A 26,012-nucleotide genomic window follows, 5' to 3' on the forward strand; every position below is an offset into this window, starting at 1 on the left:
ATCCAACTCAAAGTATTGAGGGCCTTTGGATTGCAGCGCTTATGCGAAATCTGCGGTGGCTCGCCGTTCTGCCGTTTATCGGCATCTTGATCGGTCCCTTCTTCCTGAACCGGGTCGAGCCGTTCATCCTCGGCCTGCCGCTGCTTCTCGCCTGGCTCGTGTTCTGCGTGGTCGGGACCTCAGCGGTGATGGCGCTGATCTACTGGACGGATCCAGAGAATCGCGTGTCCGGAGATCCGCGATGAGCATCGCGCTCCTGATCGTGGCGGCCGGCTTCGTGCTGGCGATCGGCCTCGGCCTCTACGCCCGGGTGGGCCGCGAGATGGGCCTGGAGCAGTGGACCGTCGGAGGTCGCGGCTTCGGCACGGTCCTGGTGTTCCTGCTGATGGCCGGAGAGATCTACACGACCTTCACGTTCCTCGGCGGATCCGGCATTGCCTACGGGAAGGGTGGCCCGGCCTACTACATCCTCTGCTACCTGACCCTGGCCTATGTGACCTCGTACTGGCTGCTTCCGCCGGTCTGGCGCTACGCCAAGCAGAACGGCCTCTACACGCAGCCCGATTTCTTCGCGCGGAAATACGGCAGTCCAGCGCTGGGCATGCTCGTGGCGGCGGTGGGGCTCGTCGCGCTCGTCCCGTACCTCGTGCTTCAGTTGAAGGGGCTCGGGATCATCGTCTCGACCGCCTCCTACGGCGCAATCCCGGCCACCGTGGCAATCTGGATCGGCGCCGCCGCGCTCACAGCCTACGTGGTCGTGTCGGGTGTGCACGGATCGGCCTGGACGGCGGTCGTCAAAGACACGAGCATCCTCATCGTGGTGCTCGTCCTCGGGATCTACCTGCCCCTGCACTATTACGGGAGCTACGGCGGCCTGTTCGGGGCGATCGAGGCGGCCAAACCAGGGTTCCTGGCACTGCCGGATCGCGGCCAGAGCCCGGTTTGGTTCTCGACGACGGTCCTGCTGACGGCGCTCGGCGGGTACATGTGGCCGCACACCTTCGCGTCGCTCTACACGGCGCGCGAGCCCGGCGCCTTCCGGCGCAACGCGGTGATCCTGCCGCTCTACCAACTGATCAACCTGTTCGTCTTCATGATCGGCTTCACCGCGGTGCTGCAGGTGCCGGGACTGACGGGGCCGGACGTCGACCTCTCGCTGTTCAAGCTGTCGCTGGCGAGCTTCCCGCCCTGGGTCGTCGGCCTCATCGGCGCCACCGGCGTGCTCACCGCCCTGGTCCCGGGTTCGATGATCCTGATCGCCGGCGCCACGCTGGTGGCCAACAACCTCGTCCGGCCGCTGCGGCCCGGCATGGACGACGCCGCGACCGCGCGGCTCTGCAAGATCCTCGTGCCGATCCTGGCTCTGGTCTGCGTCGGGGTGACCCTTAACGGCGGCGACACGATCGTGCAGCTGCTGCTGATGGGCTATAATTTCGTCACGCAGCTCTTCCCGTGCTTCATCGCGAGCCTGCTGCGCCGCAACCCGCTGAACCGGCCCGCGGCGGCGGCGGGCATCGTCGCGGGTGTCGCCACGGTGGCGGCGACGGTGCTCAGCGGGTTCAGCCTCGCGAAGCTGCCGGCTCTCGGCCCGCTTCAGGACGTGAATGTCGGCGTCGCCGCCCTGGTGGTGAACCTCCTGGTCACGTCGGCGGTCGCGTTCGTGACGCGGGCCCGCACGGAATCCCGCGCCCAGGCAGCGTGACGCGGCCTTCGGCTGGTCGCTCCTTTCGACGTCAGGCCTCGTGGCGGCGCCCGGTCAGCCAGGTGGCGCCCAGTACGGCGAGGCTCACGAGGCCGACGAGCAACGTCGACGCCGCATTGATTTCGGGGTTCACCCCGAGGCGGACGCGGCTGTACAGGCGCATCGGCAGCGTCGTCGAGCCCGGCCCCGAGACGAAGCTCGCGATCACCAGATCATCGAGCGACAACGTGAAGGCGAGGAGCGCTCCCGCCACGATGGCCGGCGCGAGCAGCGGCAGGGTGATGGTCGTCAGCACCCGCATCGGCGGGGCGCCGAGGTCGGCCGCGGCTTCCTCCAGGGATCGGTCGAGGCCGCGCAGGCGGGCCGCCACCACCACGGCCACGAACCCGGTGCAGAAGGTGGCATGCGCGATCACGATGGTGAGCAGGCTCCGGTCGAGACCGATGCCGATGAACATCAGCAGCAACGACAGGCCGATCATCACCTCCGGCATCACCATCGGCCCGAGGACGAGCCCGGTGAAGAGCGCCCGACCCCGGAAGCGGCGCTGCCGTTCCAGCACCAGAGCCGCCAGCGTCCCGAGCACCGTGGCGATCAGGCTCGTCAGGATCGCGACCTTCAACGAGACCCAGGCCGAGGCGAGCAGGGGCGCGTCGGCCAGCAGCGCCCCGTACCATTGGGTCGAGAACCCGCCCCAGACGGTGACGAGCGGCGAGGCGTTGAACGAGTAGCCGATCAGCACCAGAATCGGCGCATAGAGGAAGGCGAGCCCGGCCACCATGGCGCCGCGCGTCACCCAGGTCATCGTCCTTCCCCCGCCTGCAGGCTGTCGCGGAACAGCACGACCGGGACGATGACGATGGCGAGGATCAGGACCGCGACCGCGGAGGCCAGGGGCCAGTCGCGGTTGGAGAAAAACTCGGACCACAGCACGCGGCCGAGCATCAAGGTCTCGGAACTCCCGAGCAGGTCCGGGATGATGAACTCGCCGACCATCGGGATGAAGCACAAGGTGGCACCTGCCACGATGCCCGGCAGGCTGAGCGGCAGCGTCACGCTCCAGAACACCCGGGTCGGCGAGGCGCCGAGATCCGCGGCGGCGTCCCGCAGGGTCGGGTCGAGGCGGTTCATCACCGCATAGAGCGGCAGCACCATGAAGGGCAGGTAGGCGTAGACGAGGCCGATCATCACCGCGGCATCGGTGTTGAGGAGGTGCAGCGGCTTGGCCGTCAGACCAAGGTGCATCAGCACAAGGTTGAGGAGCCCCTCCGGCTTCAGGATCGCGATCCAGGCGTAAACCCGGATCAGGAAGCTCGTCCAGAATGGGACGACCACGAGCGCCACGAGCATCGGCTGCCAGCGCGACCGTGCCCGGGCCAGGGCGTAGGCCAGCGGCGTTCCGACCGCGACAAGGATCAGGCTTGCCAGCGCCGCGTAGCCGAGCGAGCCCAGCGCCGCGTCGCGGTAGAACGGATCGGCATAGAGCGTGGCGTAATTGTCGAGGTTCAGGGCCTCGAGGAAGCTCGACCAGCCGTCGAGGCCGCCGCGCCAGTCGAGCACGGGCAGGTAGGGCGGAATGGCGGTGGCCGGCTCCGACAGGCTGATCTTCAGCACGATTGCGAAGGGCAGCAGGAAGAACGCGGCCAGCCACAGGAAGGGCGGCAGGCGGATCAGACGGTCGAACAGCGAAGGCGGTGTGCTGCTCATGCCGGCAAGATCGCTGCGGCCTCGGGCGCGAAGCCGGCGCGGGTCTCAGATCCTGGTTGCAGGTCGGTATCGGTCGGGCGCCCGCTGGCCCGCAGTGTCGATCCGTCCGGCAGGCGGAGCGTCCGGCGCAGGTGGTCCCCCAGGAAGGTCGTCTCCGTCACGGTGACGGGCAGGCCCGCATCGCCGAGCACCAGATCCTCCGGCCGCACGGCCACCACGACCGCGGCTCCCGCGGCCAGCAACGGTGCGACGATCCCCCGGACCGATCCGTGGGCGGTCGCCACGGTGCGGACCTCGCCGGCCTCGTCCGAGCCGAGCTGGCCCGGGATCAGGTTCACGTCGCCCAGAAGCCCCGCCACGTAGCGATTGGCCGGCCGTCTGTAGAGTTCGGTTGGCGGCCCGATCTGGACCAAGCGCCCGGCCTCCATGACGCCGATCCGGTCCGCCAGCATCATCGCCTCCTCCGGATCGTGGGTCACAACCACAAAGGCGGTGCCGAGACGGCGCTGGACGGCGCGCAGCTCGCCCTGCGTCTCCTCGCGCAAGCCCCGATCCAGGGCGCCGAGCGGCTCGTCGAGGAGGAGTAGCTTCGGTTGACGGGCGAGGGCCCGGGCCAGGGCCACGCGCTGCCGCTGTCCGCCCGAGAGCGTGTCGGGGCGGCGCGCACCGAACCCGTCGAGGCGCACGAGCCGCAGCAGATCGGCCACCCGCTCGGCGGTCGCGGCCCGGCCGATCCCCTCAAGGCCGTAGCCGATGTTCTTCGCCACGCTCATGTGGGGGAACAGCGCATACGACTGGAACATCATGTTCACGGGACGCCGGTGCGGTGGCAGACCGGTAAGATCCTGATCGCCCAGCCGTATCGCGCCGAAGGTCGGCCGCTCGAAGCCGGCGATCAGGCGCAACAGGGTGCTCTTGCCGCAGCCGGATGGGCCGAGCAGGCAGAAGAATTCGCCGGGTTGAAGTTCGAGCGTCACCGCATCGACGGCGCGGTGCGTGCCGAAACTCTTGGTCAGGCCATCCAGGATCAGGCGCGGCGGCGGGCCCGACAAGGGATCAGGAATCCTCGCGCAGCGCCTCGGCGACGCGCGCTTCGAGCAGATCCGGCCGGCGCAGGACGAGGGCGCCCCGCGTCCGGTCGACCAATCCCTCGGCTGCCATCGCGGTGAATTCGCGCGTGACCTGTTCCCGCCGGCAACCGATCCGGGCCGCGAGCACGTGGTGATAGGGCGGCGGCGACACCACCCGCTCGCCCGACGCGCCGGTCCGCGGCACCGACAGGCGCAGCAGCTCGGCGTAGAGGCGGTGCTTCAAGTCGAGCAGCGCGTGCTCCATCAGCCGGGTGTTCAGTTCGCGCACGCGCTTGGCCAGCAGGCGGAACAGACGATCGGCGATCGCCTCCGAGGCGAACACCATTTGCCGGAACACCGACGCCGGCACCACGCAGACCTCGCCGCGGGTGAGCGCCGTCACATTGGCGGAGCGGCCAATCCCGTCGATCGCGGCCAGCTCGCCGAAGAACGCGCCCCCGCGCATCTCGCCGAGGATCACCTCCTTGCCGGATTGCGTCCGGTTCAGGATGCGGACTTCGCCGGAGGCGATGAAATAGACGTCGGTGGAAATGTCGTCGAAGTCGACCAGCACCTCGTTCTCATCGAAGCGCCGCCAGTGGCACCGGGACTCGTAGGCGCTGAGCTCGATGCCCGGATCCTTGAAGAAGGGTATCGTCCCCAGCCGCGCCATCAATGCTGTTCCCTCAACGCCGGTCCGGGCTCCATCCCTGCCCAAACGGGGTCGGCCGCAGATCGGGAGACGGGGGTAGTCCTGGCGCCGCCGCAACGGCGCTCTGGCCAACGGGCCGATTCGATCGTGGACGGCACAAGCTGGCCGGTCAAGCCGGGCCAGGATGAAGGCGAGTTTATTAGCGCGGACCCGGACATCTGGGCTACACGCTGAGTCCGCCGCAGCGGGCGGTTTCGATGCACGACGATTTGACGATCCAGCGCCTCCCTCTCGACAGCGCCTCGACGGCCACCCGCCACCAGGCCACGCTGATGCTCCCCTTCGAGCGATCCGGAATGAGCCTCCATTCCGGCCGGCACGCCACGGTCCGTGTCTTCCCAGCACCAGTCGGTCACGGCATCGTCTTCCGCCGCCGGTTGAAGGACAGGCGTGTCGTCGACATCCCCGCGCTCTGGCATTACCGCGAATCGCAGCCCCTCTCCTCGGCCCTCCGGCACGAGGGCATCCTCGTCCGCACGATCGAGCACCTGATGGCGTCCCTGAGCGCCCTGAGGATCGACAACGTCGTGGTCGAGATCGACGCGGACGAGCTGCCGATCTTCGATGGCAGTGCCACGCCCTGGTGCGACGCCATCCGGACCGCAGGGCGTTGCGAACAGGCCCAGTCCTGCCGCCCCATCCGCGTGCTGCGCGCCGTTTCGGTGACGAACGGCCGGCGACACCTCCGGATCGAGCCCGGGGCGGGGCTCCACCTGACGGGGCATATCGAACTGGCGCATATCGGGCCGGTCGCTTGGTCGGGCGCCATCACGCCCGAGACATTCGAGCGCGAGATCGCCCCGTCGCGCAGCTTCGGTCGGTACATGCGCGCCATGGCCGGCCGGGCCTTCGGCTACGTCGCGGGTCGCGATTTCCTTCAGGGCGTCTCGCCGCGCTCCGCCGCGCTCCTCGTGCGCAACCGCGTCCTCGGGGGGATGCGCGTCCCCGGCGAGCCGGTGCGCCACCGCCTGCTCGACCTGATCGGCGACCTTGCTTTGACCGGCCATCCGATCGAGGGGCGGATCACCGCCTTCCACACCGGGCACGAGTTGAATCACGCCCTCGTGGCGGCGCTGATGCGCGATCCGACGGCGTGGGAGCTTATCTGATCGGCGACGACACCGCTCCGGACGGTCAAGCCGTGGCGCGCTGCGGCGTGTCACAGGCGCAGGCGACGGCCGCGAAGGCGCGCACGAGATCGACGTCGAGCTTCGGTCCCATGGACTTCAGGATGGCATAGGCTTCCCGGGCCGGCTTCGGAGCCTTGTAGGGCCGCGCCTCGATCAGCGCCGCGAAGATGTCCGAGATCGTAATCAACCGCACGAGGTCGGGGATCTCCTGGCCGCGCAGGCCGTCCGGATAGCCGGAACCGTCGAGGTACTCATGATGGGAGCGCACGACTGCCAGTGTCAGGGGGTCATAGTGGCCGTTCACCAGCATGGCATGTCCGATGACGGGATGGCGATCCATCTCCCGACGCTCCTCCGGCGTGAGCGGCGCCGGCTTGTTCAGGATCGCGCGCGAAATCTTGGCCTTGCCGATATCGTGGAGCAACGCGCCTTTGACGAGGTGGCGCGAATCAGTCTCGTTGAGCCCGAGCGTGCGCGCGAAATCGGCGGCCAGTCCGGCCACGCTCAGGCAGTGGCGATGCGTGTTGTCGTCGAAACTCGCGACCACCGCGAGCCAATCGCGGACTTTGGTCTCGCGGATCGCCTGATTGACCAGCGCGGCACCGGATTCGACGGTGGCGACATTCGGCGGTCCGTCGGCGTGGAAGAGGGTTGCGAAGACCTCCCGGGCCGCCGCCGCCCGATCGTGCAGATCGCCGCCCGCCGGCTGCCGCGCCCCGCCGCTCGCGCTGAGACTTGCGACGGTGTTCAGGAGCAGGGTGTTCGCCGCGGAGGCCGGCAAAACTTGTGTTGCGCCCAAGGCGGTCGCCTGGATCTCGCCGCGACCGAGATTGCCGTGGATGAGGGCCAGGAACGGCGTATCGGGGCCGCGCGCGATCGCGAGGGCGTGGCGCAAGCGCCGGACCGATTCCGAGGTGAGCGCGCTGACGTCGCCGATGATCAGACCGGCTCCCTGGGGCGGGGCGTCGTCACCGTAGAGATCGTACAGCAGCGCGCTGTCATCGGCACCGAGATTGCGCGCGAGACGTTCGCCGCGGCCGATGTCGTCAGTGAGGATCAAAGTCCGGCGCAAGACTTGACTCATTTCAATCCCCGGCTGACGCCGTATCGGGCAGCTTACCGTGCGATCAACCACCACCCAAGAGGGCGCTTCGCGCCTCGGCGGTATCCGCCAGGCGGCGAACGCCGCGTTCTGTCGCCGTCATACCAGGGCGTTGCGTGATCATGCGTCGGGAGTGATGCGATTTCGTTAAAGGGTTGTCCGGCGATGCGGGCTTCGGCGCCCGCATCAACGATTGGACCGTTCGGGGCGTATCGCGCCGATCGAACCGCGCGGAGCGCTTGCCTCTCCGCCTCCAGACGGCCAGAACGCCGGCATGCTGCGCGTCAACGACCTCACTTACCGCATCGGCGACCGCCTGATCCTCGATGCCGCGAGCTTCACGATTCCCGAAGGCGCGCGCGTCGGCCTCGTCGGGCGCAACGGCGCGGGCAAGACGACGCTGTTCAAGGCGATCCTCGGCGATCTAGCGGTGGACGCCAAGGCGGTGTCGCTGCCCAAGGGCATGCGGATCGGCGCCGTCGCGCAGGAGGCCCCGGCCGGCCCGGAGACGCTGCACGCGGTGGTGCTCGCCGCCGACACTGAGCGCGCCCGACTGATGGCGGAGGCCGAGACCGCCGACGGACTGCGCCGCGCCGAGATCGAGACGCGGCTGGTCGATATCGGGGCGCACTCTGCGCCGGCCCGCGCCGCCGCGATTCTCCACGGCCTCGGCTTCGACGCGACCGCGCAGGGGCGCCCCTGTTCGGATTTTTCCGGCGGCTGGCGGATGCGGGTGGCGCTGGCCGCCGTGCTGTTCTCCGAACCGGACCTGCTCCTCCTCGACGAGCCGACCAACTACCTCGACATCGAGGGCACGCTCTGGCTCTACGATTACCTCGAGCGTTATCCGCGCACCGCAATTATCATCAGCCACGACCGCGACCTGCTCGACACCAGCGTCGATCACATCCTGCATCTCGATCGGGGCAAGCTGGCGATCTACCGCGGCGGTTACACGAGCTTCGCCAAGCAGCTCTCCGAGAAACGGATCCTCCAGGCGAAGGCGAAGGCCAAGCAGGACGTCGAGCGGGCGCATCTCCAGAGCTTCATCGACCGGTTCAAGGCGAAGGCCACCAAGGCGCGGCAGGCGCAATCGCGGATGAAGCGCCTCGCCAAGATGGAGCCGATCGCTGCGCTGCTCGAGGATGACGTGCCGGTGATCCACCTGCCGAGCCCCGAGAAGCCGCTGTCACCGCCCATCGTCGCGATGGAGCGGGTAAAGGCCGGCTACGGTGATCGGATCGTGCTCAACGGTCTCGATCTCAGTCTCGCCCCCGACGACCGGGTGGCCTTGCTGGGTGCCAACGGCAACGGCAAGTCGACCTTCTGCAAGCTGATCGGCGGACGCCTCGGACCGATCGCCGGCGAGGTCAAGCGCTCCTCCAAGATGGAGGTCGCGTACTTCGCCCAGCACCAGCTCGACGAGTTGCGCCCATCCGAGAGTGCCTACGCGCATGTCCGGACACTGATGCCGGACGTGCCGGAGGCGAAGGTCCGGGCCGCCACGGCCCGCCTCGGCTTCGGCGCCAACAAAGCCGACACGCCGGTGGAAAAACTCTCGGGCGGCGAGAAGGCGCGTCTGCTGATGGGTCTCGCGGCCTTCCACGGGCCGCACCTCCTGATCCTCGACGAGCCGACCAATCACCTCGACATCGAGAGCCGACAGGCGCTGGTCGAAGCGATCAACGACTACGAGGGCGCCGTCATCCTTGTCTCGCACGACCGCTTCCTCGTGGAGGCCTGCGCCGACCGGCTGTGGCTGGTGGCCGACGGCACCGTGAAGACCTTCGACGGCGACATGGACGATTACCGCCGGCTCGTCCTGTCCGGGCCGGACCGCGAGGCCGAGCGCGGCGCGGAGCCGGCCGGCGGACAGAAGGCCGAGGCCCGCCGGGCCGGCGTCGAGCGCCGGGCGGCGCTTGCGCCGCTGCGCAAGCGCCTCGACGCCATCGAGGGGCGCATGGCGAAGCTGACCGCCGCCATAAAGAAGATCGACGCGGCCCTGGGGGATGGTTCCGCCTTCCGTGAGAACGCCGCCAAGGCCGGCGAGATCGCCAAGATGCGGGCGGATGCGGTGAACGCGCTGGCCGCTGCCGAGGACGAATGGCTGACGGTCAGCACCGAGATCGAGGCGGCCTGAGGATCGCTACAGGCAGGTTTCGATCGCGCGCTCCAGGATGTCGACCCCGAGGTCGATCTCCGCGTCCGTGGTGGTGAGTGGCGGGGCGATGCGGAAGACGCCGCCCATGCCGGGCAACTGGACGATGTTCATGCTGAGGCCGAGTTCCAGGCAGCGCCGGGTGATCGCGTCCCCGAGTTCCGGCGCCGGCACTTTCGTGACCCGGTCGGCCACGATCTCGACGCCCCGGAGCAGGCCGCGTCCCCGCAGGTCGCCGACGCAGGCGAAGCGCTGCTGCAGGGCGCGCAGCCGCGCGGCGAGCCGGGCGCCGGCTTCTTCGGCCCGGACGACCAATCCATCCCGCTCGACGATCTCGAGGACCTTCAGGCCGACCGCGGCCGGGAGCGGATCGGAGACGTGCGTGGTGTAGAACAGGAAGCCGCGCGCGTGGCAGAGGTCCTCGATCTCCGGTGTGGTCAAGACGGCCGCCAGCGGCAGGCCCGCGCCCAACGTCTTCGAGAGTGTCAGGATATCGGGCACGACCCCATCGCGTTCGCAGGCGAACATCAGACCCGTGCGGCCGATCCCGGTCTGAGCCTCGTCGAGAATCAGCAGCATGCCGCGCTCGGCGCATTTACCCTTCAGCGCGGCGAGGTATCCCGGCGGCAAATCGATGATGCCGCCCGAACTCAGGATCGGCTCTGCCAGGAACGCCGCGAGATTGCCGGTCGATTGCCGATCGATCAGCGCGAAGGCGTAATCCAGCTCGGTCCGCCAGTCCAAAACCCCGTCTGTCTCGAACGCCGGCCGGTAGGCGTTCGGTGCCGGGATCGCGAAGGATCCGGTCGGGGCCGGGCCATAGCCTTTCCGGCCGGCGCTGTAGGTCGCCGAGGCGGCGCCCGCCGTCATCCCGTGCCAGGACTGGGCGAAGCTCACGACCTCCCAGCCGCCCGTGGCGAGCTTGGCCATGCGGAGCGCCGCCTCGTTGGCCTCGGCTCCGGTGGTCAGCAGCAGGGCCCGTTCGAGGCCGCCGGGGGCGAGCCGGGCCAGGTTCGTGGCGAGATCGACGACGGGTCGCGTCAGCATCCCGCTGAACAGGTGGTCGAGCCGGCCGACATGGTCCGCCGCCACCGCGGCGATCTCGGGGTGGCCGTGGCCCAGGATCGCGCTCATCTGGCCGGAGGTGAAGTCCAGGATCTGTCGGCCGTCCGCGTCGTAGACGAAGCTGCCCTGCGCACGCTCGATGATCACGGGCGCGAAGGTGCCGCCGTAGCGGATCAGGTGCCGGCGTGCCCGCGTCCAGAAATCCGGGTCGTCGTTTCGGGTCATGGCCGCTCCTGTTCGCCGACCGGCATGCTAGACCGGCCGGCACCACCGCGGGAGCTTATAGTTCTGAAGGGAGCCTTCAGGGACGCTGATGGCACAGAACCTCGATATCGATCTCCTGCGCAGCTTCGCCTGCGTCGCCGAGACCGGCGCGCTCAGCCGGGCGGCGGGCCGGATCGGCCGCAGCCAAGCCGCGCTCAGCATGCAGATGAAGCGGCTGGAGGATCTCGTCGGTCAGCCCCTCCTGACGCGTAACGGTCGCGGGGTCCTGCCGACCGTCCAGGGCGAGCGTCTGCTGGTCCACGCCCGGCGCATCCTGTCCGCGCACGACGATGCGGTGGCGGAACTCTCCGGCGGGAGCTTGAGCGGCACGATCCGGTTCGGCTGCCCTGATGACTACGCACAGGCCTTCCTGCCGTCCCTGCTGCGCGGCTTCGCGCAGCGCCATCCGGCGGCCGCCGTTGAGGTGATCTGCGCGGCGACACCCCGGCTCCAAGCCCAGTTCGAGCGCGGCGGCCTCGACCTCGCCGTGGTCTCGGTTCCGCTCGGGTCCGAGCGCGCGATCCTGCGCAGGGAAGACCTGGTCTGGGTGGTGGCGCGCGATCAGGCGGCGCTCGGGACCGATCCTCTGCCGTTGGCGCTTGGGGATCCCGATACGCTCGATCACCGCGCTGCCCTGGCCGCCCTCACCCGCGCAGGCCGACGCCACCGAATCGCCTACGCGAGCGGCAGCCTCTCGGGTCTCCTGGCCGTGGTCCGGTCCGGACAGGCCGTTGCCGTGCTGACCCGCTGCGCGGCCCCGACCGACCTTCGGATCCTGGCATTCACCAGCGGGTTACCCGCACTCACGCGGATTGGCGTCATGATCCGGATCGACGAGCGACATGCCTCGCCGCTGGCACGCGCTTTCGCCGGACATGTCAGAGCGGTTCTTCCTGCGCTGTAGGCCGGCGTTCGGTTCCCCCCTGCTCCGCCTCCTCCGGATCGCTCATCGGTGCCGTCGATACGTGCACCGCCTCATGACCTGCATCCTTGGGCCAGAACAAGAGGATCTCGTCGTTGTCGACCGCAATCCAATCGATATGCGTGTGCGGGTGCGTCTCGCTGAACGTATTGTAATGATCGGCGTTGCAAAGCAAACAAACAGTGCTGGGCAGTATCGCCGCTCCGTTTTCCGCGAGAAGCTGATTCAAATCCGGCTTGACGTTCGTGTCCGCCGGGGAAAGTCCGCGATATTTGCGGGTGGGAATGTCCGGGAACGCGGCGCTCCACGCGGCCATGACCCGCGGAGTGTCGTATTGAACGACCGTATCGGTTCCGACCTTCCGGGTCGGCGCGTGGACCACCCGCGCGTCCTCGTTCCAGTTCCGACTCGACGCGCTGACCACCTTTGTCGGCTCCGGCGACACGACCGGTGCCGACGCTGCGGCCGTCGCCGCTTCGGTGACCTTGGCGATGTGACCGTAGCGGGTGTCGAACTCCGCTGCGCCGACGGCTTGCGTCTTCATATCGGCCAGCGTCAGCATCGCGTCGGCGGCTCCGGGCGCCAGCGTGTAGGTCGGTCGGGGATCAAGCGCCGTCGGCTCGACCGGTGAAACGGCCTTCGATGCGGCCGCTTCGATCGCGTCCACATGCGGAGACTTCTGTGCAGCCGCCACTGCAGCCATCGACGGTACATAGTCCATGTCACACTCTCCTACCCACAAGACCGATCGTAACGCTGAGACCTCCCATTATTGAGAACTGATCCCCTCATTTGCTTGTTTTATCTAGTCTTACTCTCGCAAGTACAAATAGTGATAGTCGTTCCTTGGATAATCTACCACGCAGAGGGGTGATTTGACCAAGCATCCTGCGAGCCAAGAATTGCTTCCGTCCCAGGGCGCGCATCGTGTGTGCAACAGCGACAGATGCCTGCTGCGCACGAGAGCGCCGGGACCGAAACACCATCCGTCAGCGATGGACCAGCGTCGGGTCCGGCATGAAGCCCGATAACACGTCAGCCGATGGCGGACGGGGGGTGCCGGAACGCTAACGCTGCGCGGGAGAACGGCGGACGAGCATATGAGCCTCGACCATCTGCCACCCGGCGGCCATCATGCCCGCGGGCCCTGCGTCCTAGAGCTTCATGCTCTGTAGCTGCGAATATGCACAGCGATCGGCAGTGGTGTCAACGACTTTGCCCATTCGAGCAAGTGATTTCAAGACATGTCTTACAAGGCCTGCAGTCGTTCTGTAATGCCAGTGAACGCCAGCAACGACCTTATAGGGTTGATGAATTGCACGTCCAGCGGACATCAACACGATGCCGTCCGATACACACGCTTTGATATCTGACTTTCATGCAGCGCTCGCGCGGCGACAGCCGGGTCCTCGATCAGGCCTCGACGACCTGCGCCGGCCGCTTCCGCCCCCGTCCGAGGCCGAGCACCATCAGGCAGCCGAGCCCGGAGAGGATGACCAGCGGCAGAAGCCCGAGCGGATAGCTGCCCGTGGCGTCCTTGATGACGCCGAGCAGATACGTCCCGACAAAACCGCCGATATTGCCGATCGCGTTGATCTGCGCGATGCCCGCCGCCGCCGCGCCGGCCGACAGCCATTCGGTGGAGAGCGCCCAGAACGGCCCCTTCACCGTGTAGGTGGCGGTCACGGCCAGGCACAGGATCAGGATCGTCGGCAGGAGCTGCGCGGTGGCGATCGAGGCGGCCAGGCTCAGGGCCAACAGCCCCAAGGGGAGTGCCGTGTGCCACACCCGCTCGCGGTTCCGGTCCGAGGAGCGGCCCCACAGGATCATCAACACCGAGGCGATGCCGAAGGGGATCGAGTTGAGCAGGCCCGTCTGGATGTTGGTGAGGCCGAAGGACTTGATGATCTGCGGCTGCCACAGGGACAGGCATTGGCTCGCGCCCGAGGCGCCGGCATAGATCAGCGAGGCGGCGAGAACGTAGCGGTTGCGCATCACCTCCCAGACCGAGAGATGGCGGGCCGGCGCGGCCTCACCCTGCACCACGGAGGCCCGTTCGGCGGCGAGCCGCTCCTGGAGCCATGCGCTCTGCTGGGGCGTCAGCCAGCGCGCCGTACCGGGGCCGTCGGGCAGAAGGAAGAAGGCGGCGAGACCGAGCAGGACCGCCGGGGCCGCTTCCAGGATGAACAGCCACTGCCAGCCGCGCAGGCCCAGCATGCCGTCGGTGTTGAGGATCGCGGCCGAGATCGGCGAGCCGAGGAAGCTGGAGATCGGGATCGCCACCATGAAGACCGCCACGATCCGCCCTCGGTAGGCGCGTGGGAACCAGTAGGTCAGGTACAGGATCACGCCGGGGAAGAAGCCGGCCTCCGAAGCCCCGAGGAGCAGACGCACGGCGTAGAAAGAATACGGCCCGACCACGAACGCCATGGCGGCCGAGACCAGCCCCCAGGTGATCATGATCCGGGCGATCCAGATCCGGGCGCCGAACCGTTCCATGGCGAGATTGCTCGGCACCTCGCACAGCACGTACGAGACGTAGAACAGGCCGCCGCCGAGCCCGAATTGTGCCGCCGAGAGCCCGATATCGTGGTTCATCTGCAGGGCGGCGAAGCCGGCATTCACTCGGTCGACGAAGGCCACGAAGTAGGCGAGCATCAGGAACGGAAGGATGCGCCACGTCACCCGGCGCAGCGTCGCGCGCTCGATCTCCGGGATCACCTCCGGAACCTGCGTCGGGGCCATGCCTGTTCTCCTCGCCACGCCCCTCGGCATGGGGCAGACGCGGCGCACAGGCCAGCCGTCGCGGGCGACAGGGCTTCGCATCTGTCACCCTGGAATGTCCGCGGCGGGGCGGGAAGCTGGCTGCCCGACCGGACCAGCCCTACCGGCGGTTGCGGTTTGCCCGCGGATCACGGACGTGCGAGAGAAGCCGCATGTTGACCGTCGATAGCCTCTGGCGGATGCGGCACCGCCTCGCGCAGTTCGGGAAGAAGCAAACCGGATCGCCGCGGATCCTGGTGATCGGCGTCTGCCAGGCCGGCGCGATCGCCAAGGCGATGCGCTATCTCCTGCCGGACGCGCAGGTGGATTTCGTGTCGGCCTTCACGGCGGCGCGCCGCTTCCCACGCCTTGCCGACCTGATGGCGCATGCGGACGGATACGATCACGTCTTCTCGAGCATCTACCTGCCTCGGTTCAAGGGCGGCGGAACGATCGATACCTTGCGGACACACCCCAAGGTCCGGCTGATCCCGACGATCGTGTTCGGTGCCTACCACCCGGATCTCGTCCATGTCGGCGTGCAGGACGCCGTCACGCTGAACGGCCTGATCTCCGGGCCGATGGGACACTCGCACTCCGCGATCACGCTCTATGCCTATCTCGCCGGCTTCTCGCAGGCGCAGGCCCTGCGCCTCTTCGCCGAGCCCGTCTTCGAGCGCCTGGGCTACTTCGACCTCTGGGACGAGGCGGTGGCCTACCTGCGCGGGCTCGGCCGCCAAGCGGATTACGACCTCGACACGCACCTGACGCGCTGGGCCCGGCGCGGCTGCTTCATGCACTCGATCAACCACACCAAGCTTTATGTTGTGTCGGATCTCGCCCGCGGGTTGCTGAACAAGGCCGGCATCCCGTTCGGGGAATGCGATCTCGACGCCTTCCTGCCGGACGATCTCGGCGGCCAGGGGAGCTGGCCGGTCTATCCCGAGATCGCGCAGCATTATGGCATCCCCGGCAGCGCCCTGTTCTTCAAGGCCGAGACCAGGCGCTCCGGCCCGGCGCGCACGATGAGCCGCGCCGCGTTCGTCGCGGCCTCCTACGCCAATTACGATCGGCGCGAACGCAGTCTTTTGGTATCCCAGCGCGTCCAGGGCTGGCGCGACGACCCCCCGACCGTCGATTTCCTGCGCGAGGCTGCGGGCCGAAGCGACGCCCCGGTCCGGCCGACGACGCGGGTGCCCTCCGTGGGATCCGGCAGCTTGGCGGGTCACGCCTCTTAGGCAGGTGCTGCAGCTCTGATCGGGGGGGGGATCCCACGGTCCGGCACTTCCCGCCGTCACCGGCGTTATCGCGCGACGCCCGAACCGGCGTGCCCGATACGAGGTGCCCCGATGAGCCTTCCGTCCCGGCGACGCGCCGGCCGCTCCGCGGCTGCGGCCGCCTTGACGCTTGCCGGCTCGGCCGCGGGTCTGCTCGCCTGGAGCCGACTCGGCATCGACCATCGCAAGCCGATTCCGCCGGCTCTGCCCGGTCGTCGCGAACAGGCCGCCACGCGCCGCGCCGGCGTGCTCTCGTTCTATGCGTCGGCCGAGACCGAAGGCGTGCCGCTCCTGTTGATCCACTCGATCAACGCGGCCGCGAACGCCTACGAGGTGCGGCCGTTCTATCTGCATTTCCGGACATCGCGGCCGGTCTACGCCCTCGATCTGCCCGGCTTCGGATTCTCGGAACGGTCGCGCCGCCGCTACACGCCGCGCCTGATGGTCGAAGCGATCCACGCCATGGTGGATGAAATCCGGCGGCGGCACGGGGCGATCCCGCTCGACGCCCTGGCGCTGTCCCTCTCCGCGTCCTATCTCGCCCGGGCGAGTCTGGAGCGGTCCGACGCCTATCGCAGTCTCGCCCTGATCAGCCCCACGGGCTTCGATGGGCGGCTCTCGGGCGATGGGCCGCCGGACGGGCACCGCGGGCGGGACTGGCTGCTCAACCTCCTCGATCGGCCGCCCTTCGGCCGGCCCCTGTTCGACGCGCTGGTCACGCGGCCGAGTATACGCTTCTTCCTGCAGAAGACGTTTGGCTCGACCGAGATCGACGAGGGGCTTCTCGACTACGATCACGCCTCGGCCCATCGGCCGGGGGCCGAGCATGCGCCCTGGTGCTTCGTGGCCGGCCATCTCTTCCCGACCGACACGACTCGTCTCTACGAGCGTCTGCGCCTGCCGGTCTGGATGCTCCACGGAGAGCGCGGCGATTTCGTCGACTACCGTCACGCACCGCTGGTGGCCGGACGTCCGAACTGGCGGGTCGAGTCTCTTCCGACCGGGGCGTTCCCGCATTTCGAGCGGCCGGGGACGGTCGTGACAGCCTTCGAGGCGTTCCTCGCGGGCATCACGGGCGACTCAGCGGATCGACCGGCGTGATTCGATAGCGGAGCCGCGTTGCCGGACAGGTGCTCGCAGGCCGCCGGATCGAGCGTCCGTCGGCTGCCGATGGATTCGTCTTCGGTCCCCATCATGTCGAAGACGACCGGTGTCCCCGACAGGCCGTCGAGCGCCGGTGCGAAGAGACGGCTCAGCTCGTCGATCAAACCCGTTTAAAGGATCAACTTCACGCTCGCCCGCGACCGGGTAAGAGTGGCCGCCGGCCCGCAAGGCGCGTAGATGGCCCTCCGGCACGGACTCCGTCGACACGAGCACGACAGGGTCGGCCTCGATCGCGTTGCGACCGCCCCGATCGGGCCGTCCCGCCACCGCCGCGCCGACTGCGTCGCGCCGGGCGACGGGCTCATCCCGGGCGACACGGTTGTCATCCGGAACCGGTTGCAGCAGCGGATCGGCGCTGTCGGCATAGCCCGCATGGTAATGCGCCCACACATCCAGGCGTCGCCCTCCAGCGCGCCGTGGACGCGCTCGCAACGGCCGTCGAAGATTGGGAGCTTCCAGCGGTGGACCCTGATCCGCCCGTCGACCGACGACGTCATGTGACGAATCACGTACGGGCGTTCGTCCGATGCCATGGGGGCCTGATCGCTGTTGGGTGAGGCTGTCCCTCGGGCCGAAGGCGCAACGCGACCGCGGCTGTGAGGCGCCCCGGGGTTTTCGACCGCTGCGCCGCAGGGATCTGCCGGTACGGGCTCCGGGCGGCGGCTGCGCGCCGATGGAGAAGCGCCGCGGATCGTTCCGGACTTGCCCCGCCCCGGCAGTGGACCGATCACGACACCACCCGGTAAGAGTGGTCGTCAAACACAACACGCGGCGCGTCCTGGACAAAGATGATCGACCTCACCCTCGAAGCCGCCCGCACCATCATCGAGACCGCCCTTCGGGAGGCGCGCGCCCGCGGCCTCAAGCCGATGGCCGTCGTGGTCTACGACGCCCGCGGGGCGCTGAAATCCGTATCGGTCGAGGACGGCACGTCCCTCCGCCGTGCCGAGATCGCGTGCGGCAAGGCCAACGGCGCGCTGGCGCTCGGAATGGGATCCCGGGCGATCCACGCGCGCGCGGAAGCGCAGCCGTATTTCGTGGCGGCCGTGACCCATCTCGCCGGTCCCGCCGCCCTGGTGCCGGTGCCCGGCGGCGTGCTGATCCGATCCGGTGAGGGCCGCCTTCTGGGCGCCGTCGGCATCTCGGGGGACACCTCCGACAACGACGAGATCTGCGCGGTGGCCGGGATCGAGGCGGCTGGGCTCGTACCGGAGACCGGCGCCTGACCATGCGGCTGCGCCGGCGCGACTGGCTCGCGGGCGTCGCCGCGCTGGCGGTCGTGCAACCGGCCGCAGCGGCCGAGCCGATCTATCGCCGCGGCAACGACGCCGATCCGGAAACGCTCGACCCGCACCGCTCTTCGACGGTGGCGGAGGCGCATATTTTGCGCGACCTCTGCGACGGCCTTCTCACCTACGACAATTACGGCGCCCTCATCCCAGGCGCAGCCAGGGCCTGGACCGCCTCCGAGGACGGCCTGACCCTGCATTTCGAACTCCTGCCCGAGGGCCGCTGGTCGAACGGCGAGCCCGTCACCGCTGAGGACTTCGTCTACTCGCTGCGCCGGATCCTCGACCCGGCCACCGGGGCGAAATATGCCGAGATTCTGTTCCCCATCCGCAACGCCGCTGCGGTCAACCGCGGCGAGAAGGCCGTGGACGCCCTCGGCGTCGCCGCGGAGGGGCCGCTCGCGCTCGCGATCACCCTCGAACAACCGACACCCTACATCCTGGAACTCCTCACCCATCAGACCGCCCTGCCGGTGCATCGCGCCTCGGTCGAGCGCCATGGGGAGTCCTTCACCCGGCCGGGCAATCTCGTCACCAACGGGCCCTATCGGCTCACCGACAATGTGCCGGGCGGCGCGATCAGGTTGGAGGCCAATCCCCACCATCCCGACGCGGCGTCCATTGCGATCCGGCACGTTGATTTTCTGCCAACCCCAGACATGGCGGCAGCCGTCCGGCGCTACGCCGCCGGGGAACTCGAGTCGCTCGCCGACCTGCCCGCCGACCAGATCGCCGACCTGCGTCGCCGCTTCGGCAATCAGATCGTGCTCGGGCCCGCACTCGGGCTCGCGGCTTTGGCCGTGAACACGCGGAAGGCGCCGTTCTCGGACAGGCGGGTCCGTCAGGCGCTATCGCTCGTGATCGACCGGGAATACCTCGCCGATGGGCTCAATGGCGGGACCATGAGCCCGGCCTATTCCCTCTGTCCGCCCGGCCTCGACAATTATCGGATCCCGCCCGAAACCGCGGGTCGCTCAGAGCTCCCGATCGACCACGAGGAGGAAGCCCGCCGCCTGCTGGCGGAGGCCGGCTTCGGCCCGGACCGGCCGCTCACCGTCGAGTACCGATTCAACGTCAGCGACAACAACAGAACCACAGCGGTGGCGATCGGCGAGATGTGGCGCGACCTCGGGATCGTGACCCGCTACGTCTACACCGACGCCAAGACGCACTTCGCCTACCTGCGCGACGGCGGCGACTTCGATGTCGCCCGCATGAGCTGGATCGCCGACTATGCCGACCCGCAGAATTTCCTGTTCCTGCTTCAGAGCGGAAATGACGGGTTCAACGCCGGACGCTGGTCGGATGCCGCCTACGACGCGCTGCTGGCGCGGGCCGCCGCCGAGCGCGACCTCACCCGCCGGGCCGACCTGCTCTACGACGCCGAGGCGATCGCGCTGCACGATCTGCCCTGGATCCCGCTGATGCACTACCGCTCGAAGGCGCTGATCGCCCCGCGGCTGCACGGCTACCACCCGAACCTGCGCAACGCCGCGCCGACGCGCTTCCTGAGGCTCGACGCGTGATCCGTCTCATCCTGCGCCGCCTCGCCCAATCGGTGCCGACGCTGCTCGCGGTCGTGACCGTCAGCTTCTTCCTGATGCGGCTCGCCCCCGGCGGCCCGTTCGACCTCGAGCGGCCCCTGGCCCCCGCCGCCATGGAGAACCTGCGCCGGGTCTACGGGCTCGACCGTCCGCTGGCCGTGCAATTCGGCAGCTACCTCGCATCGCTCGCTCACGGCGATCTCGGACCGTCCTTCTCGTTTCGCGATCGGAGCGTGCTGGAGCTGATCGCCCAGGGTCTGCCTGTATCAGCGACGCTCGGCGCCCTCTCCCTCCTGCTGGCGACGGGGCTCGGCGTCGGACTCGGCATCACGGCGGCCCTCCGGCGCGGCGGCGCCATGGACCGTCTGCTCGGGATCGGCGCGGCGCTGACCCTGTCGCTGCCGAGCTTCGTTGTGGCACCGCTCCTTCAGATCGCCTTCGGACTCAGCCTGCGCTGGCTGCCGCTGAGCGGCTGGGACGGCGGCGCGCCGAGCCATCTCGTCCTGCCGGTGATCACCCTGGCCCTGCCGCAGGTGGGCGCCCTGGCGCGGCTGACCCGCGCCGCCCTCGGGGAGGTTCTGCGCACGCAGCCGGTGCGGACCATGCGCAGCCTCGGCCTGCCTCCGATCCGCGTCACCCTTCACGCGCTGCGGGGGGCGCTGCTGCCGGTGGTCGCCTATCTCGGACCGCTCGCCGCCGCCCTGCTCACCGGCTCCGTGGTGGTCGAGACGATCTTCGGTCTGCCGGGGATCGGCCGCTACTTCGTCGAGGGGGCGCTCAACCGTGACTACACGCTCGTGATGGGGACGGTGCTGCTGGTCGCAGGGCTCGTCATCGTCTTCAACCTCGCAGCCGATCTCGCCTGCGCGTGGCTCGATCCGCGCCTGCGACCGGCGGCGTGAGGGCGCCGCAGCGCCCGGCCGGGCGCTTCCTGGCCCGCCTCCTCCGGATGCGCGGCGCCATGGCGGCCCTGGGCGTGCTCGTCCTGATCGCCCTGGCCTGCCTCGTCGGACCCGGTCTGACCGGTCACGATCCGGACCGCGCCTACTCCGATCTCCGTCAGCTGCCGGCCGGTCTGACGGCGCAGCCTGACGCCGCGCATCTCGGCCCGGCACTGGAGCGTCTGGCCTTCCGGATGCGGGTCCGACTCGACGCGGTGGCACGCGAGGGTGACACCCTGTGCCTCAGGCTCGCTTCCGATGCGGGCGTGGATCGGCGCAGCCTCGTCTACCTGCCGCGCTCCGGCCTGTTCGGCCCGCCCGCCGCTCTGGAGGAGCAGGATGGCGGCCAAAGCCTCGTGATCGAAGTACCGGTGCGGCGCTTGCATTTTTTCCTCGGCACCGATGTTCAGGGCCGCGATCTGCTCACGCGCTGCCTGGCGGCCGGCCGCGTGTCCCTGGCGATCGGCCTCGCGGCGAGCCTCGTGGCTCTGCTGATCGGGATCGCCTACGGCGCCGCGGCGGGTTTCCTGGGTGGGGCGGTCGACGCCGTAATGATGCGCTTCGTGGACGTGCTCTACGCCCTGCCGTTCGTGTTCTTCGTCATCCTGCTGCTGGTGTTCTTCCGCCCGAGCCTGACGCTCATGCTGATCGCGATCGCGGCCGTCGAATGGCTCGACATGGCTCGGGTCGTGCGGGCCCAGACCCTCTCGCTCCGCGAGCGCGACTTCGTCCGGGCGGCTCAAGCCCTGGGGGTCGCCGCGCCCGGAATCATCGCGCGCCACATCGTGCCCAACACCCTGGGTCCAGTCGCGGTGACCGCGACGTTGCTGGTCCCGCAGGTGATCCTGCTGGAGAGCTTCCTGTCGTTCCTCGGTCTCGGCGTGCAGGAGCCGCAGACCAGTTGGGGGGTTCTGGTTGCCGATGGCGCCCGTTCGATCGAGGCCGCCCCCCATATGCTGGCGGCTCCAGCCCTCTTCCTGATCGCCACGCTGGTGGCGCTCAACCTGTTGGGCGACGGGCTCGCCGATGCGCTGGATCCGCAGTCCGGATAGGAACTTAGCTCAGCATCCGAATTGGCGCCCCGGCGAGCCAGGCCTCGATGTCCTCCACCGCCTGGGTGAAGAATGTCCGATAATTGTCCCGCGTGACGTAGCCGAGATGCGGCAGCGCCAGCACGTTGGGCAATCGGCGGAGTGGGTCTTCGGCGGGCAGCGGCTCGGTCTCGAATACGTCGAGGCCGGCGCCGGCGATTCGGCCCTGCTCCAGCACCCGCCGCAGGGCCGCCTGATCGACGATCGGTGCCCGCGATGTATTGACCAGATAGGCGTTCGGCCGCATCCGGCGCAGCTCGGCCTCGCCGAGGAGGCCGCGTGTCCGGTCGCCGAGCACGAGGTGGATCGAGACGACATCGCTCGTCTCCAGCAGCGCCTCCTTCGAGGCCGCCAGCTCGACTCCGGCCGCCGCCGCGCGATCGGCGTCGAGGTTTGGGCTCCAGGCGATCACCCGCATGCCGAACGCGCGCCCGATCGCGGCGACCCGCGTACCGATCTTGCCGAGCCCCAGGATGCCGAGGGTCGCCCCCGCGAGATCGGTCCCGACCGTGCTCTGCCAGGGGCCGCCGGTGCGCAGCGCATGGTTCTCCTGCGGGAGATGGCGGAAGAGGCCGAGGATCAGCGCCCAGGTCAGTTCGGTGGGCGGCGTCGGGCTCGAATCCGTGCCGCAGACCGTGATGCCCCGTGCCCGGGCTGCCGCGACGTCGATGCCGAGGTTGCGCGGTCCGCTCGTGACCAGCAGTTCGAGCCGCGGCAGCCGCTCCAGCAAGGTGGCCGGAAACGGCGTCCGCTCCCGCATGATCACCAGGATCTCGGCCTGCGCGATCCGCGCCACCAGGGCGTCGCGATCCGGGATGTGCTCTGAGATGGTGGAGACCGCGACCCGGTCCGAAAGGCGTGGCCAGTCGGCCAGCGAGAGGGCCGCCTGCTGGTAATCGTCGAGGATCAGGCAGGTGCGCATGGCATCGGCGTAGGCTGCAGCCGATCGCGGGTCAATCGTACCCCGCGTATCGAGGCGCTACGCCCGCGTCAGAGCCGCGAACGCCACCGCGACGCCGGCCGCGCCGGGATCCTGCACGCCCGCGAGGTCCCCGGCGGACAGGTAGCTGGAGCGGCCGGCCCCGGCGCGATCCATCCGCGCGGTGGCCTCGGCACCGGCGCGAGCCGCTTCGGCCGCCGCGTCGAGGCCGTGGCTGGTCAGGGCCTCGACCGCGGGAACCAGGGCGTCGAGCAGCGTGCGGTCCCCCGGCTTGGCACCGCCGTAGCCCTGGACCCGCGCGACGCCCTGCGCCAACGCCGCCGGCCAAGCAGCCCCCTCCCCGAGCGCCGCAGCGGCGGCGGCGAAAAAGATCGAGCCGAGGACACCACTGGATCCGCCGACCGCCCGGCCGATCCGCTCGGCCAGCGCTCGGCACAGGGCGGCGGAGTCTGCCTGCGGCAGCCGTTCGAGATCGGCGAGCACCGCCCGCGCCGCGCCCGCGAAGGTCGTGCCGGCATCGCCGTCGCCGACTTTTGCGTCGAGGGCGTTGAGCTTCGCCTCCGCGGCGATCAGCGCTTGCGCGACGGCGGCGATCCGGGCGGCCGTGACCGGATCCCGCGACGGCGTGAAGGTCTCCCCGGCCAATCCCTTCGGCAGGGGGTGGAGCATCGGCGGCGCGATCCTGATGGCACCGGGCCAGGCCGGCAGGGGCACCGGCTCGGTCAGGGCGGCTTCGAGTTCGTCGTCGAGCGGGAGAACCGACAGCGAAGCACCGTGCATGTCGAGGGCCGTCATCAGCGGTGCGGGTCCGATCAGCAGGCGGACGCGCTTACCCAGATCGGTGGCGAGCACCGCCCGGGTCAGGATCTGCATCTCGAGCGCGGAGGCTGCGCCGAGATTGTTCACGAGGAGGGCCAGCCGCTCGGCGCCTGCGACCGCGCCGGACAGGCGCCCCGTCATCATCCGAGCGAGATCGGTCGCGGCGGGCAGCGGGATGCGCTCTACCCCGGGCTCGCCGTGGATGCCGAGGCCGAGCTCGGCCTGTCCCTCCCCGAGCCGCTCGCTCCGTGGCGCGCCGGGAATCGTGCAGGTCGAGACTGCGATGCCGAGGGACTTCGCTGCGGCGGCAGCCCGACGCGCGAGGGCCGCCACGGTTTCCAGGGGAGCCCTCGCCTCCGCGGCATGCCCGGCCACCTTGTGGACGAAGAGGGTCCCGGCGATACCGCGGGGCTGTTTCGCGTCCGGCAGGGCGATGTCGTCGGCCACGATCACGGTTTCGACCCGGTGGCCCAGCGCCCGGGCCCGCTCCGCGGCGAGGCCGAAATTCAACCGGTCGCCGGCGTAGTTCTTGACGATGAGCAGGCAGCCGGCGGGCCCCGTCACGGCCAGGATTCCGGCCAGCACCGCATCGACGCTCGGCGATGCGAAGACGTCGCCGCATACGGCCGCACTCAGCATCCCCGGCCCGACGAAGCCCGCATGGGCCGGCTCGTGACCGGACCCGCCGCCCGATACCACCGCCACCTGGCCCGGATCGATCTCGGCGCGCAGCACGACGCGGATGCCAGGATCGCCGTCGAGCCGGGCGAGGCGTCCGCCACGCATGGCGACGAGGCCGTCGAGGGCGTCATTGACCAGGGTGGCGCGGGCGTCGATGAAATGGGCCATGGCGTGACCTTCGATAGGGGCGGTCCGCGATTCTCCGTCAGCGGCTGACGCGCATTGTCGGCTCAGTCTCGCCCTGCTGGCAACGGCTTCCGTTCTCGCGAGCGGCGCAGGGCGGTCTTGAACAACGCCACCTGCGGAAGCGTGTCGCTGCGCTCGCGATGACGGAGACCGCGTAGGTGCATGACGACAAAGGCTTAGGATAGCATACGGTCGCAATGCGCACGGCCCGCGACAGCACATTGTGGCGAATCGATCGGGTGATCCCACCCGAACCCCTCATCCTGCGGTGACCGCGCAGCGGGCCTCGAAGGCGGGCTTCAGGGGTCGCAGAGCCATCCGGAGGGCTCCTCCGCTGCGCTCCGGCGCCTCAGCGACTGTGTTTCGGGTCAAGCGGTTTGCCATGGTTTTTGGTCCCGGATCATGGCGTTGAGGATGGTGAGGAGCTTGCGGGCGACCGCGACGACGGCGACGATCTTGGGCTTGCCGGCGGCCACGAGGCGGTCGCGGAACAGCTTGAGCACGGGGTTGAACCGGCAGGCGCTCAGCGCGGCCAGAAACAGCACCGTGCGCACGCTCTTGCGCCCGCCCGCCACCATGGCGCGGCCCTTCCACTTGCCGGACTCGCGCACGAACGGGGCAAGACCGGCCAGCGCGGCGATCTGCCGGGCCGTGAGCCGGCCGAGTTCGGGCAACTCGGCCAGGAGCGTGCGCGCCGTGACCGGCCCCACCCCCGGCACCGAGGCGAGCAGGTCCTCGGCGGCACGCCAAGCCGGCGAACCCCGCAGGCCCTGGTCGATCTCGGCGTCGACCTCGGCGAGTTCCTGCTCCAGCGCCTTGACCAGCCGGGCGATGCTTTTGGCGATCCGCGCCACCTCGGTGCGGTGCGCCCGGTTCTTCTCGGCCGCCAGCATCTCGACGATCTGACGGCGCCGGGCGACCAGATCGGCCAGCATCCGCGTCTGCGCATCCGGCAGCGGCCGCACCGCCGGCTGGGTCGCGGCCGCGAAGCGGGCGATCACCGCCGCGTCGATCGGGTCGGACTTGGCGCGCTGACCCAGCGCCTTGGCGAAGTGGCGGACCTGGGCCGGGTTGACCACCACCAGCGGCAGGCCCGCCCCGGCCAGTGCTGCCGCGGCCACCTGCTCGAAGCCGCCGGTCGCCTCGATCGCCACCAGATCCGGCCCCAGCGCCTGCAGGCGCGCCACCAGATCGGCCAAGCCCGTCCCGTCACGGGCGAGCGCAAACGCCTGACCCTGCGGCAGGACATGCACGTCCAGCCGCGCCTTGCACACGTCGATGCCGACACACACCAGCGCCATTCCGCCCCACCCTTGCGCAACCGGGCTCTTGCGGCCCGAGCGACTGTCCGGGGTCGTGGAATGGACGGGCAGGCACCCAAGCTGAGGTGCGGGCTTCAAAGCCCCAGGATGAGCCGGGGTCCTGCCCGTCGCCGCAGATCCAACCTTACCAGATCGGACAACAGAGGACTTACAAGGATGAGGG

At 69.2% G+C, this 26,012-nt stretch carries 22 protein-coding genes; 11 read left to right on the forward strand and 11 right to left on the reverse strand.

From position 1 onward, the window contains the following. Nucleotides 1–41: 41 nt before the first annotated feature. Together MKK75_RS33825 and MKK75_RS33830 are read left to right on the forward strand one after the other, a co-directional pair. Entirely contained in the window at nt 42–245 is a 204-nt protein-coding gene (locus MKK75_RS33825) for a DUF3311 domain-containing protein (protein WP_244046837.1), read from the forward strand. Continuing rightward, on the forward strand, nt 242–1,702 hold the full coding sequence (locus MKK75_RS33830) for a sodium:solute symporter (protein WP_244046838.1): 1,461 nt from the start codon (nt 242–244) through the stop codon (nt 1,700–1,702). The genes MKK75_RS33825 and MKK75_RS33830 overlap by 4 nt, the downstream gene beginning before the upstream one ends. Nucleotides 1,703–1,733: 31 nt before the next feature. On the opposite strand, the gene MKK75_RS33835 is transcribed toward MKK75_RS33830, so the two are convergent. The 4 genes from MKK75_RS33835 to MKK75_RS33850 are packed head-to-tail and all read right to left on the reverse strand — an operon-like array spanning nt 1,734 to nt 5,152. Continuing rightward, complete coding sequence (locus MKK75_RS33835) at nt 1,734–2,507, reverse strand: ABC transporter permease (protein ID WP_244046839.1); 774 nt, start codon at nt 2,505–2,507, stop codon at nt 1,734–1,736. Continuing rightward, nucleotides 2,504–3,409, reverse strand: coding sequence for an ABC transporter permease (locus MKK75_RS33840; RefSeq protein WP_244046840.1), 906 nt, complete (start codon nt 3,407–3,409; stop codon nt 2,504–2,506). Before MKK75_RS33840 ends, MKK75_RS33835 begins: the two co-directional genes overlap by 4 nt. Further along, nucleotides 3,406–4,461 carry an ABC transporter ATP-binding protein gene (locus tag MKK75_RS33845; RefSeq protein ID WP_244046841.1) on the reverse strand — a complete coding sequence of 352 codons (1,056 nt, stop codon included), beginning with the start codon at nt 4,459–4,461 and terminating at the stop codon, nt 3,406–3,408. Before MKK75_RS33845 ends, MKK75_RS33840 begins: the two co-directional genes overlap by 4 nt. Nucleotides 4,462–4,465: 4 nt before the next feature. Further along, nucleotides 4,466–5,152 carry a Crp/Fnr family transcriptional regulator gene (locus MKK75_RS33850; RefSeq protein WP_160534294.1) on the reverse strand — a complete coding sequence of 229 codons (687 nt, stop codon included), beginning with the start codon at nt 5,150–5,152 and terminating at the stop codon, nt 4,466–4,468. A gap of 236 nt (nt 5,153–5,388) precedes the next feature. On the opposite strand from MKK75_RS33850, the gene MKK75_RS33855 reads away from it, so the two are divergent. Continuing rightward, nucleotides 5,389–6,300 (forward strand): UDP-3-O-acyl-N-acetylglucosamine deacetylase, encoded by a 912-nt coding sequence (locus tag MKK75_RS33855; RefSeq protein WP_244046842.1) that lies wholly within the window; start codon nt 5,389–5,391, stop codon nt 6,298–6,300. A gap of 25 nt (nt 6,301–6,325) precedes the next feature. On the opposite strand, the gene MKK75_RS33860 is transcribed toward MKK75_RS33855, so the two are convergent. After that, complete coding sequence (locus tag MKK75_RS33860; protein ID WP_244046843.1) at nt 6,326–7,405, reverse strand: HD-GYP domain-containing protein; 1,080 nt, start codon at nt 7,403–7,405, stop codon at nt 6,326–6,328. A gap of 292 nt (nt 7,406–7,697) precedes the next feature. Here MKK75_RS33860 and MKK75_RS33865 point away from each other — a divergent pair, with 292 nt between their 5' ends. Then, nucleotides 7,698–9,563 carry an ABC-F family ATP-binding cassette domain-containing protein gene (locus MKK75_RS33865; RefSeq protein WP_244046844.1) on the forward strand — a complete coding sequence of 622 codons (1,866 nt, stop codon included), beginning with the start codon at nt 7,698–7,700 and terminating at the stop codon, nt 9,561–9,563. Between the two features lie 6 nt (nt 9,564–9,569). On the opposite strand, the gene MKK75_RS33870 is transcribed toward MKK75_RS33865, so the two are convergent. Then, nucleotides 9,570–10,871: an aspartate aminotransferase family protein gene (locus MKK75_RS33870; protein WP_244046845.1), complete on the reverse strand. Its 1,302-nt coding sequence runs from the start codon at nt 10,869–10,871 to the stop codon at nt 9,570–9,572. An 88-nt stretch (nt 10,872–10,959) separates the two neighbouring features. Here MKK75_RS33870 and MKK75_RS33875 point away from each other — a divergent pair, with 88 nt between their 5' ends. Continuing rightward, entirely contained in the window at nt 10,960–11,814 is an 855-nt protein-coding gene (locus MKK75_RS33875; protein WP_244046846.1) for a LysR substrate-binding domain-containing protein, read from the forward strand. Here the strand turns inward: MKK75_RS33875 and MKK75_RS33880 are convergent. Continuing rightward, a complete protein-coding gene (locus MKK75_RS33880) occupies nt 11,789–12,553 on the reverse strand; it encodes a hypothetical protein (RefSeq protein ID WP_244046847.1) in 765 nt (254 codons plus the stop codon). The two genes, MKK75_RS33875 and MKK75_RS33880, sit on opposite strands and share 26 nt — an antisense overlap. Nucleotides 12,554–13,245: 692 nt before the next feature. Continuing rightward, nucleotides 13,246–14,577, reverse strand: a complete 1,332-nt coding sequence (locus MKK75_RS33885) for an MFS transporter (protein ID WP_244046848.1) — start codon at nt 14,575–14,577, stop codon at nt 13,246–13,248. Between the two features lie 191 nt (nt 14,578–14,768). Between MKK75_RS33885 and MKK75_RS33890 the strand changes: the two genes are divergently transcribed. From MKK75_RS33890 to MKK75_RS33915, 6 genes are all read left to right on the forward strand, one after another. Further along, nucleotides 14,769–15,833 (forward strand): WcbI family polysaccharide biosynthesis putative acetyltransferase, encoded by a 1,065-nt coding sequence (locus MKK75_RS33890; RefSeq protein ID WP_244046849.1) that lies wholly within the window; start codon nt 14,769–14,771, stop codon nt 15,831–15,833. A gap of 111 nt (nt 15,834–15,944) precedes the next feature. Further along, a complete protein-coding gene (locus MKK75_RS33895; protein ID WP_244046850.1) occupies nt 15,945–16,973 on the forward strand; it encodes an alpha/beta fold hydrolase in 1,029 nt (342 codons plus the stop codon). A gap of 851 nt (nt 16,974–17,824) precedes the next feature. Next, nucleotides 17,825–18,262, forward strand: a complete 438-nt coding sequence (locus MKK75_RS33900) for a GlcG/HbpS family heme-binding protein (protein WP_244046851.1) — start codon at nt 17,825–17,827, stop codon at nt 18,260–18,262. A gap of 2 nt (nt 18,263–18,264) precedes the next feature. Next, the gene (locus MKK75_RS33905; RefSeq protein ID WP_244046852.1) at nt 18,265–19,851 is read left to right on the forward strand and encodes a peptide ABC transporter substrate-binding protein; all 1,587 of its coding nucleotides are present in this window, start codon (nt 18,265–18,267) and stop codon (nt 19,849–19,851) included. After that, entirely contained in the window at nt 19,848–20,771 is a 924-nt protein-coding gene (locus MKK75_RS33910) for an ABC transporter permease (RefSeq protein ID WP_244046853.1), read from the forward strand. Before MKK75_RS33905 ends, MKK75_RS33910 begins: the two co-directional genes overlap by 4 nt. Continuing rightward, complete coding sequence (locus MKK75_RS33915; protein ID WP_313901914.1) at nt 20,768–21,862, forward strand: ABC transporter permease; 1,095 nt, start codon at nt 20,768–20,770, stop codon at nt 21,860–21,862. The genes MKK75_RS33910 and MKK75_RS33915 overlap by 4 nt, the downstream gene beginning before the upstream one ends. Before the next feature lie 4 nt (nt 21,863–21,866). Here the strand turns inward: MKK75_RS33915 and MKK75_RS33920 are convergent, their stop codons facing one another. From MKK75_RS33920 to MKK75_RS33930, 3 genes are all read right to left on the reverse strand, one after another. Then, nucleotides 21,867–22,823, reverse strand: coding sequence for a D-2-hydroxyacid dehydrogenase family protein (locus MKK75_RS33920; RefSeq protein ID WP_244046854.1), 957 nt, complete (start codon nt 22,821–22,823; stop codon nt 21,867–21,869). A gap of 57 nt (nt 22,824–22,880) precedes the next feature. Further along, entirely contained in the window at nt 22,881–24,509 is a 1,629-nt protein-coding gene (locus MKK75_RS33925) for a dihydroxyacetone kinase subunit DhaK (RefSeq protein ID WP_244046855.1), read from the reverse strand. A 386-nt stretch (nt 24,510–24,895) separates the two neighbouring features. Next, nucleotides 24,896–25,828 (reverse strand): IS110 family transposase, encoded by a 933-nt coding sequence (locus MKK75_RS33930; protein WP_244046856.1) that lies wholly within the window; start codon nt 25,826–25,828, stop codon nt 24,896–24,898. Nucleotides 25,829–26,012: the final 184 nt, after the last annotated feature.

The organism is Methylobacterium sp. J-030 (genome assembly GCF_022829545.1).
GTDB lineage: Bacteria > Pseudomonadota > Alphaproteobacteria > Rhizobiales > Beijerinckiaceae > Methylobacterium.

Bases quoted from the DNA above. Each gene is read 5' to 3' on its own strand.
- MKK75_RS33825 (WP_244046837.1), top strand. From the start codon at position 42: ATGCGAAATCTGCGGTGGCTCGCCGTTCTGCCGTTTATCGGCATCTTG.
- MKK75_RS33830 (WP_244046838.1), top strand. From the start codon at position 242: ATGAGCATCGCGCTCCTGATCGTGGCGGCCGGCTTCGTGCTGGCGATC.
- MKK75_RS33835 (WP_244046839.1), bottom strand. From the start codon at position 2,507: ATGACCTGGGTGACGCGCGGCGCCATGGTGGCCGGGCTCGCCTTCCTC.
- MKK75_RS33840 (WP_244046840.1), bottom strand. From the start codon at position 3,409: ATGAGCAGCACACCGCCTTCGCTGTTCGACCGTCTGATCCGCCTGCCG.
- MKK75_RS33850 (WP_160534294.1), bottom strand. From the start codon at position 5,152: ATGGCGCGGCTGGGGACGATACCCTTCTTCAAGGATCCGGGCATCGAG.
- MKK75_RS33855 (WP_244046842.1), top strand. From the start codon at position 5,389: ATGCACGACGATTTGACGATCCAGCGCCTCCCTCTCGACAGCGCCTCG.
- MKK75_RS33860 (WP_244046843.1), bottom strand. From the start codon at position 7,405: ATGAGTCAAGTCTTGCGCCGGACTTTGATCCTCACTGACGACATCGGC.
- MKK75_RS33865 (WP_244046844.1), top strand. From the start codon at position 7,698: ATGCTGCGCGTCAACGACCTCACTTACCGCATCGGCGACCGCCTGATC.
- MKK75_RS33870 (WP_244046845.1), bottom strand. From the start codon at position 10,871: ATGACCCGAAACGACGACCCGGATTTCTGGACGCGGGCACGCCGGCAC.
- MKK75_RS33875 (WP_244046846.1), top strand. From the start codon at position 10,960: ATGGCACAGAACCTCGATATCGATCTCCTGCGCAGCTTCGCCTGCGTC.
- MKK75_RS33880 (WP_244046847.1), bottom strand. From the start codon at position 12,553: ATGGACTATGTACCGTCGATGGCTGCAGTGGCGGCTGCACAGAAGTCT.
- MKK75_RS33885 (WP_244046848.1), bottom strand. From the start codon at position 14,577: ATGGCCCCGACGCAGGTTCCGGAGGTGATCCCGGAGATCGAGCGCGCG.
- MKK75_RS33890 (WP_244046849.1), top strand. From the start codon at position 14,769: ATGTTGACCGTCGATAGCCTCTGGCGGATGCGGCACCGCCTCGCGCAG.
- MKK75_RS33895 (WP_244046850.1), top strand. From the start codon at position 15,945: ATGAGCCTTCCGTCCCGGCGACGCGCCGGCCGCTCCGCGGCTGCGGCC.
- MKK75_RS33900 (WP_244046851.1), top strand. From the start codon at position 17,825: ATGATCGACCTCACCCTCGAAGCCGCCCGCACCATCATCGAGACCGCC.
- MKK75_RS33905 (WP_244046852.1), top strand. From the start codon at position 18,265: ATGCGGCTGCGCCGGCGCGACTGGCTCGCGGGCGTCGCCGCGCTGGCG.
- MKK75_RS33920 (WP_244046854.1), bottom strand. From the start codon at position 22,823: ATGCGCACCTGCCTGATCCTCGACGATTACCAGCAGGCGGCCCTCTCG.
- MKK75_RS33925 (WP_244046855.1), bottom strand. From the start codon at position 24,509: ATGGCCCATTTCATCGACGCCCGCGCCACCCTGGTCAATGACGCCCTC.
- MKK75_RS33930 (WP_244046856.1), bottom strand. From the start codon at position 25,828: ATGGCGCTGGTGTGTGTCGGCATCGACGTGTGCAAGGCGCGGCTGGAC.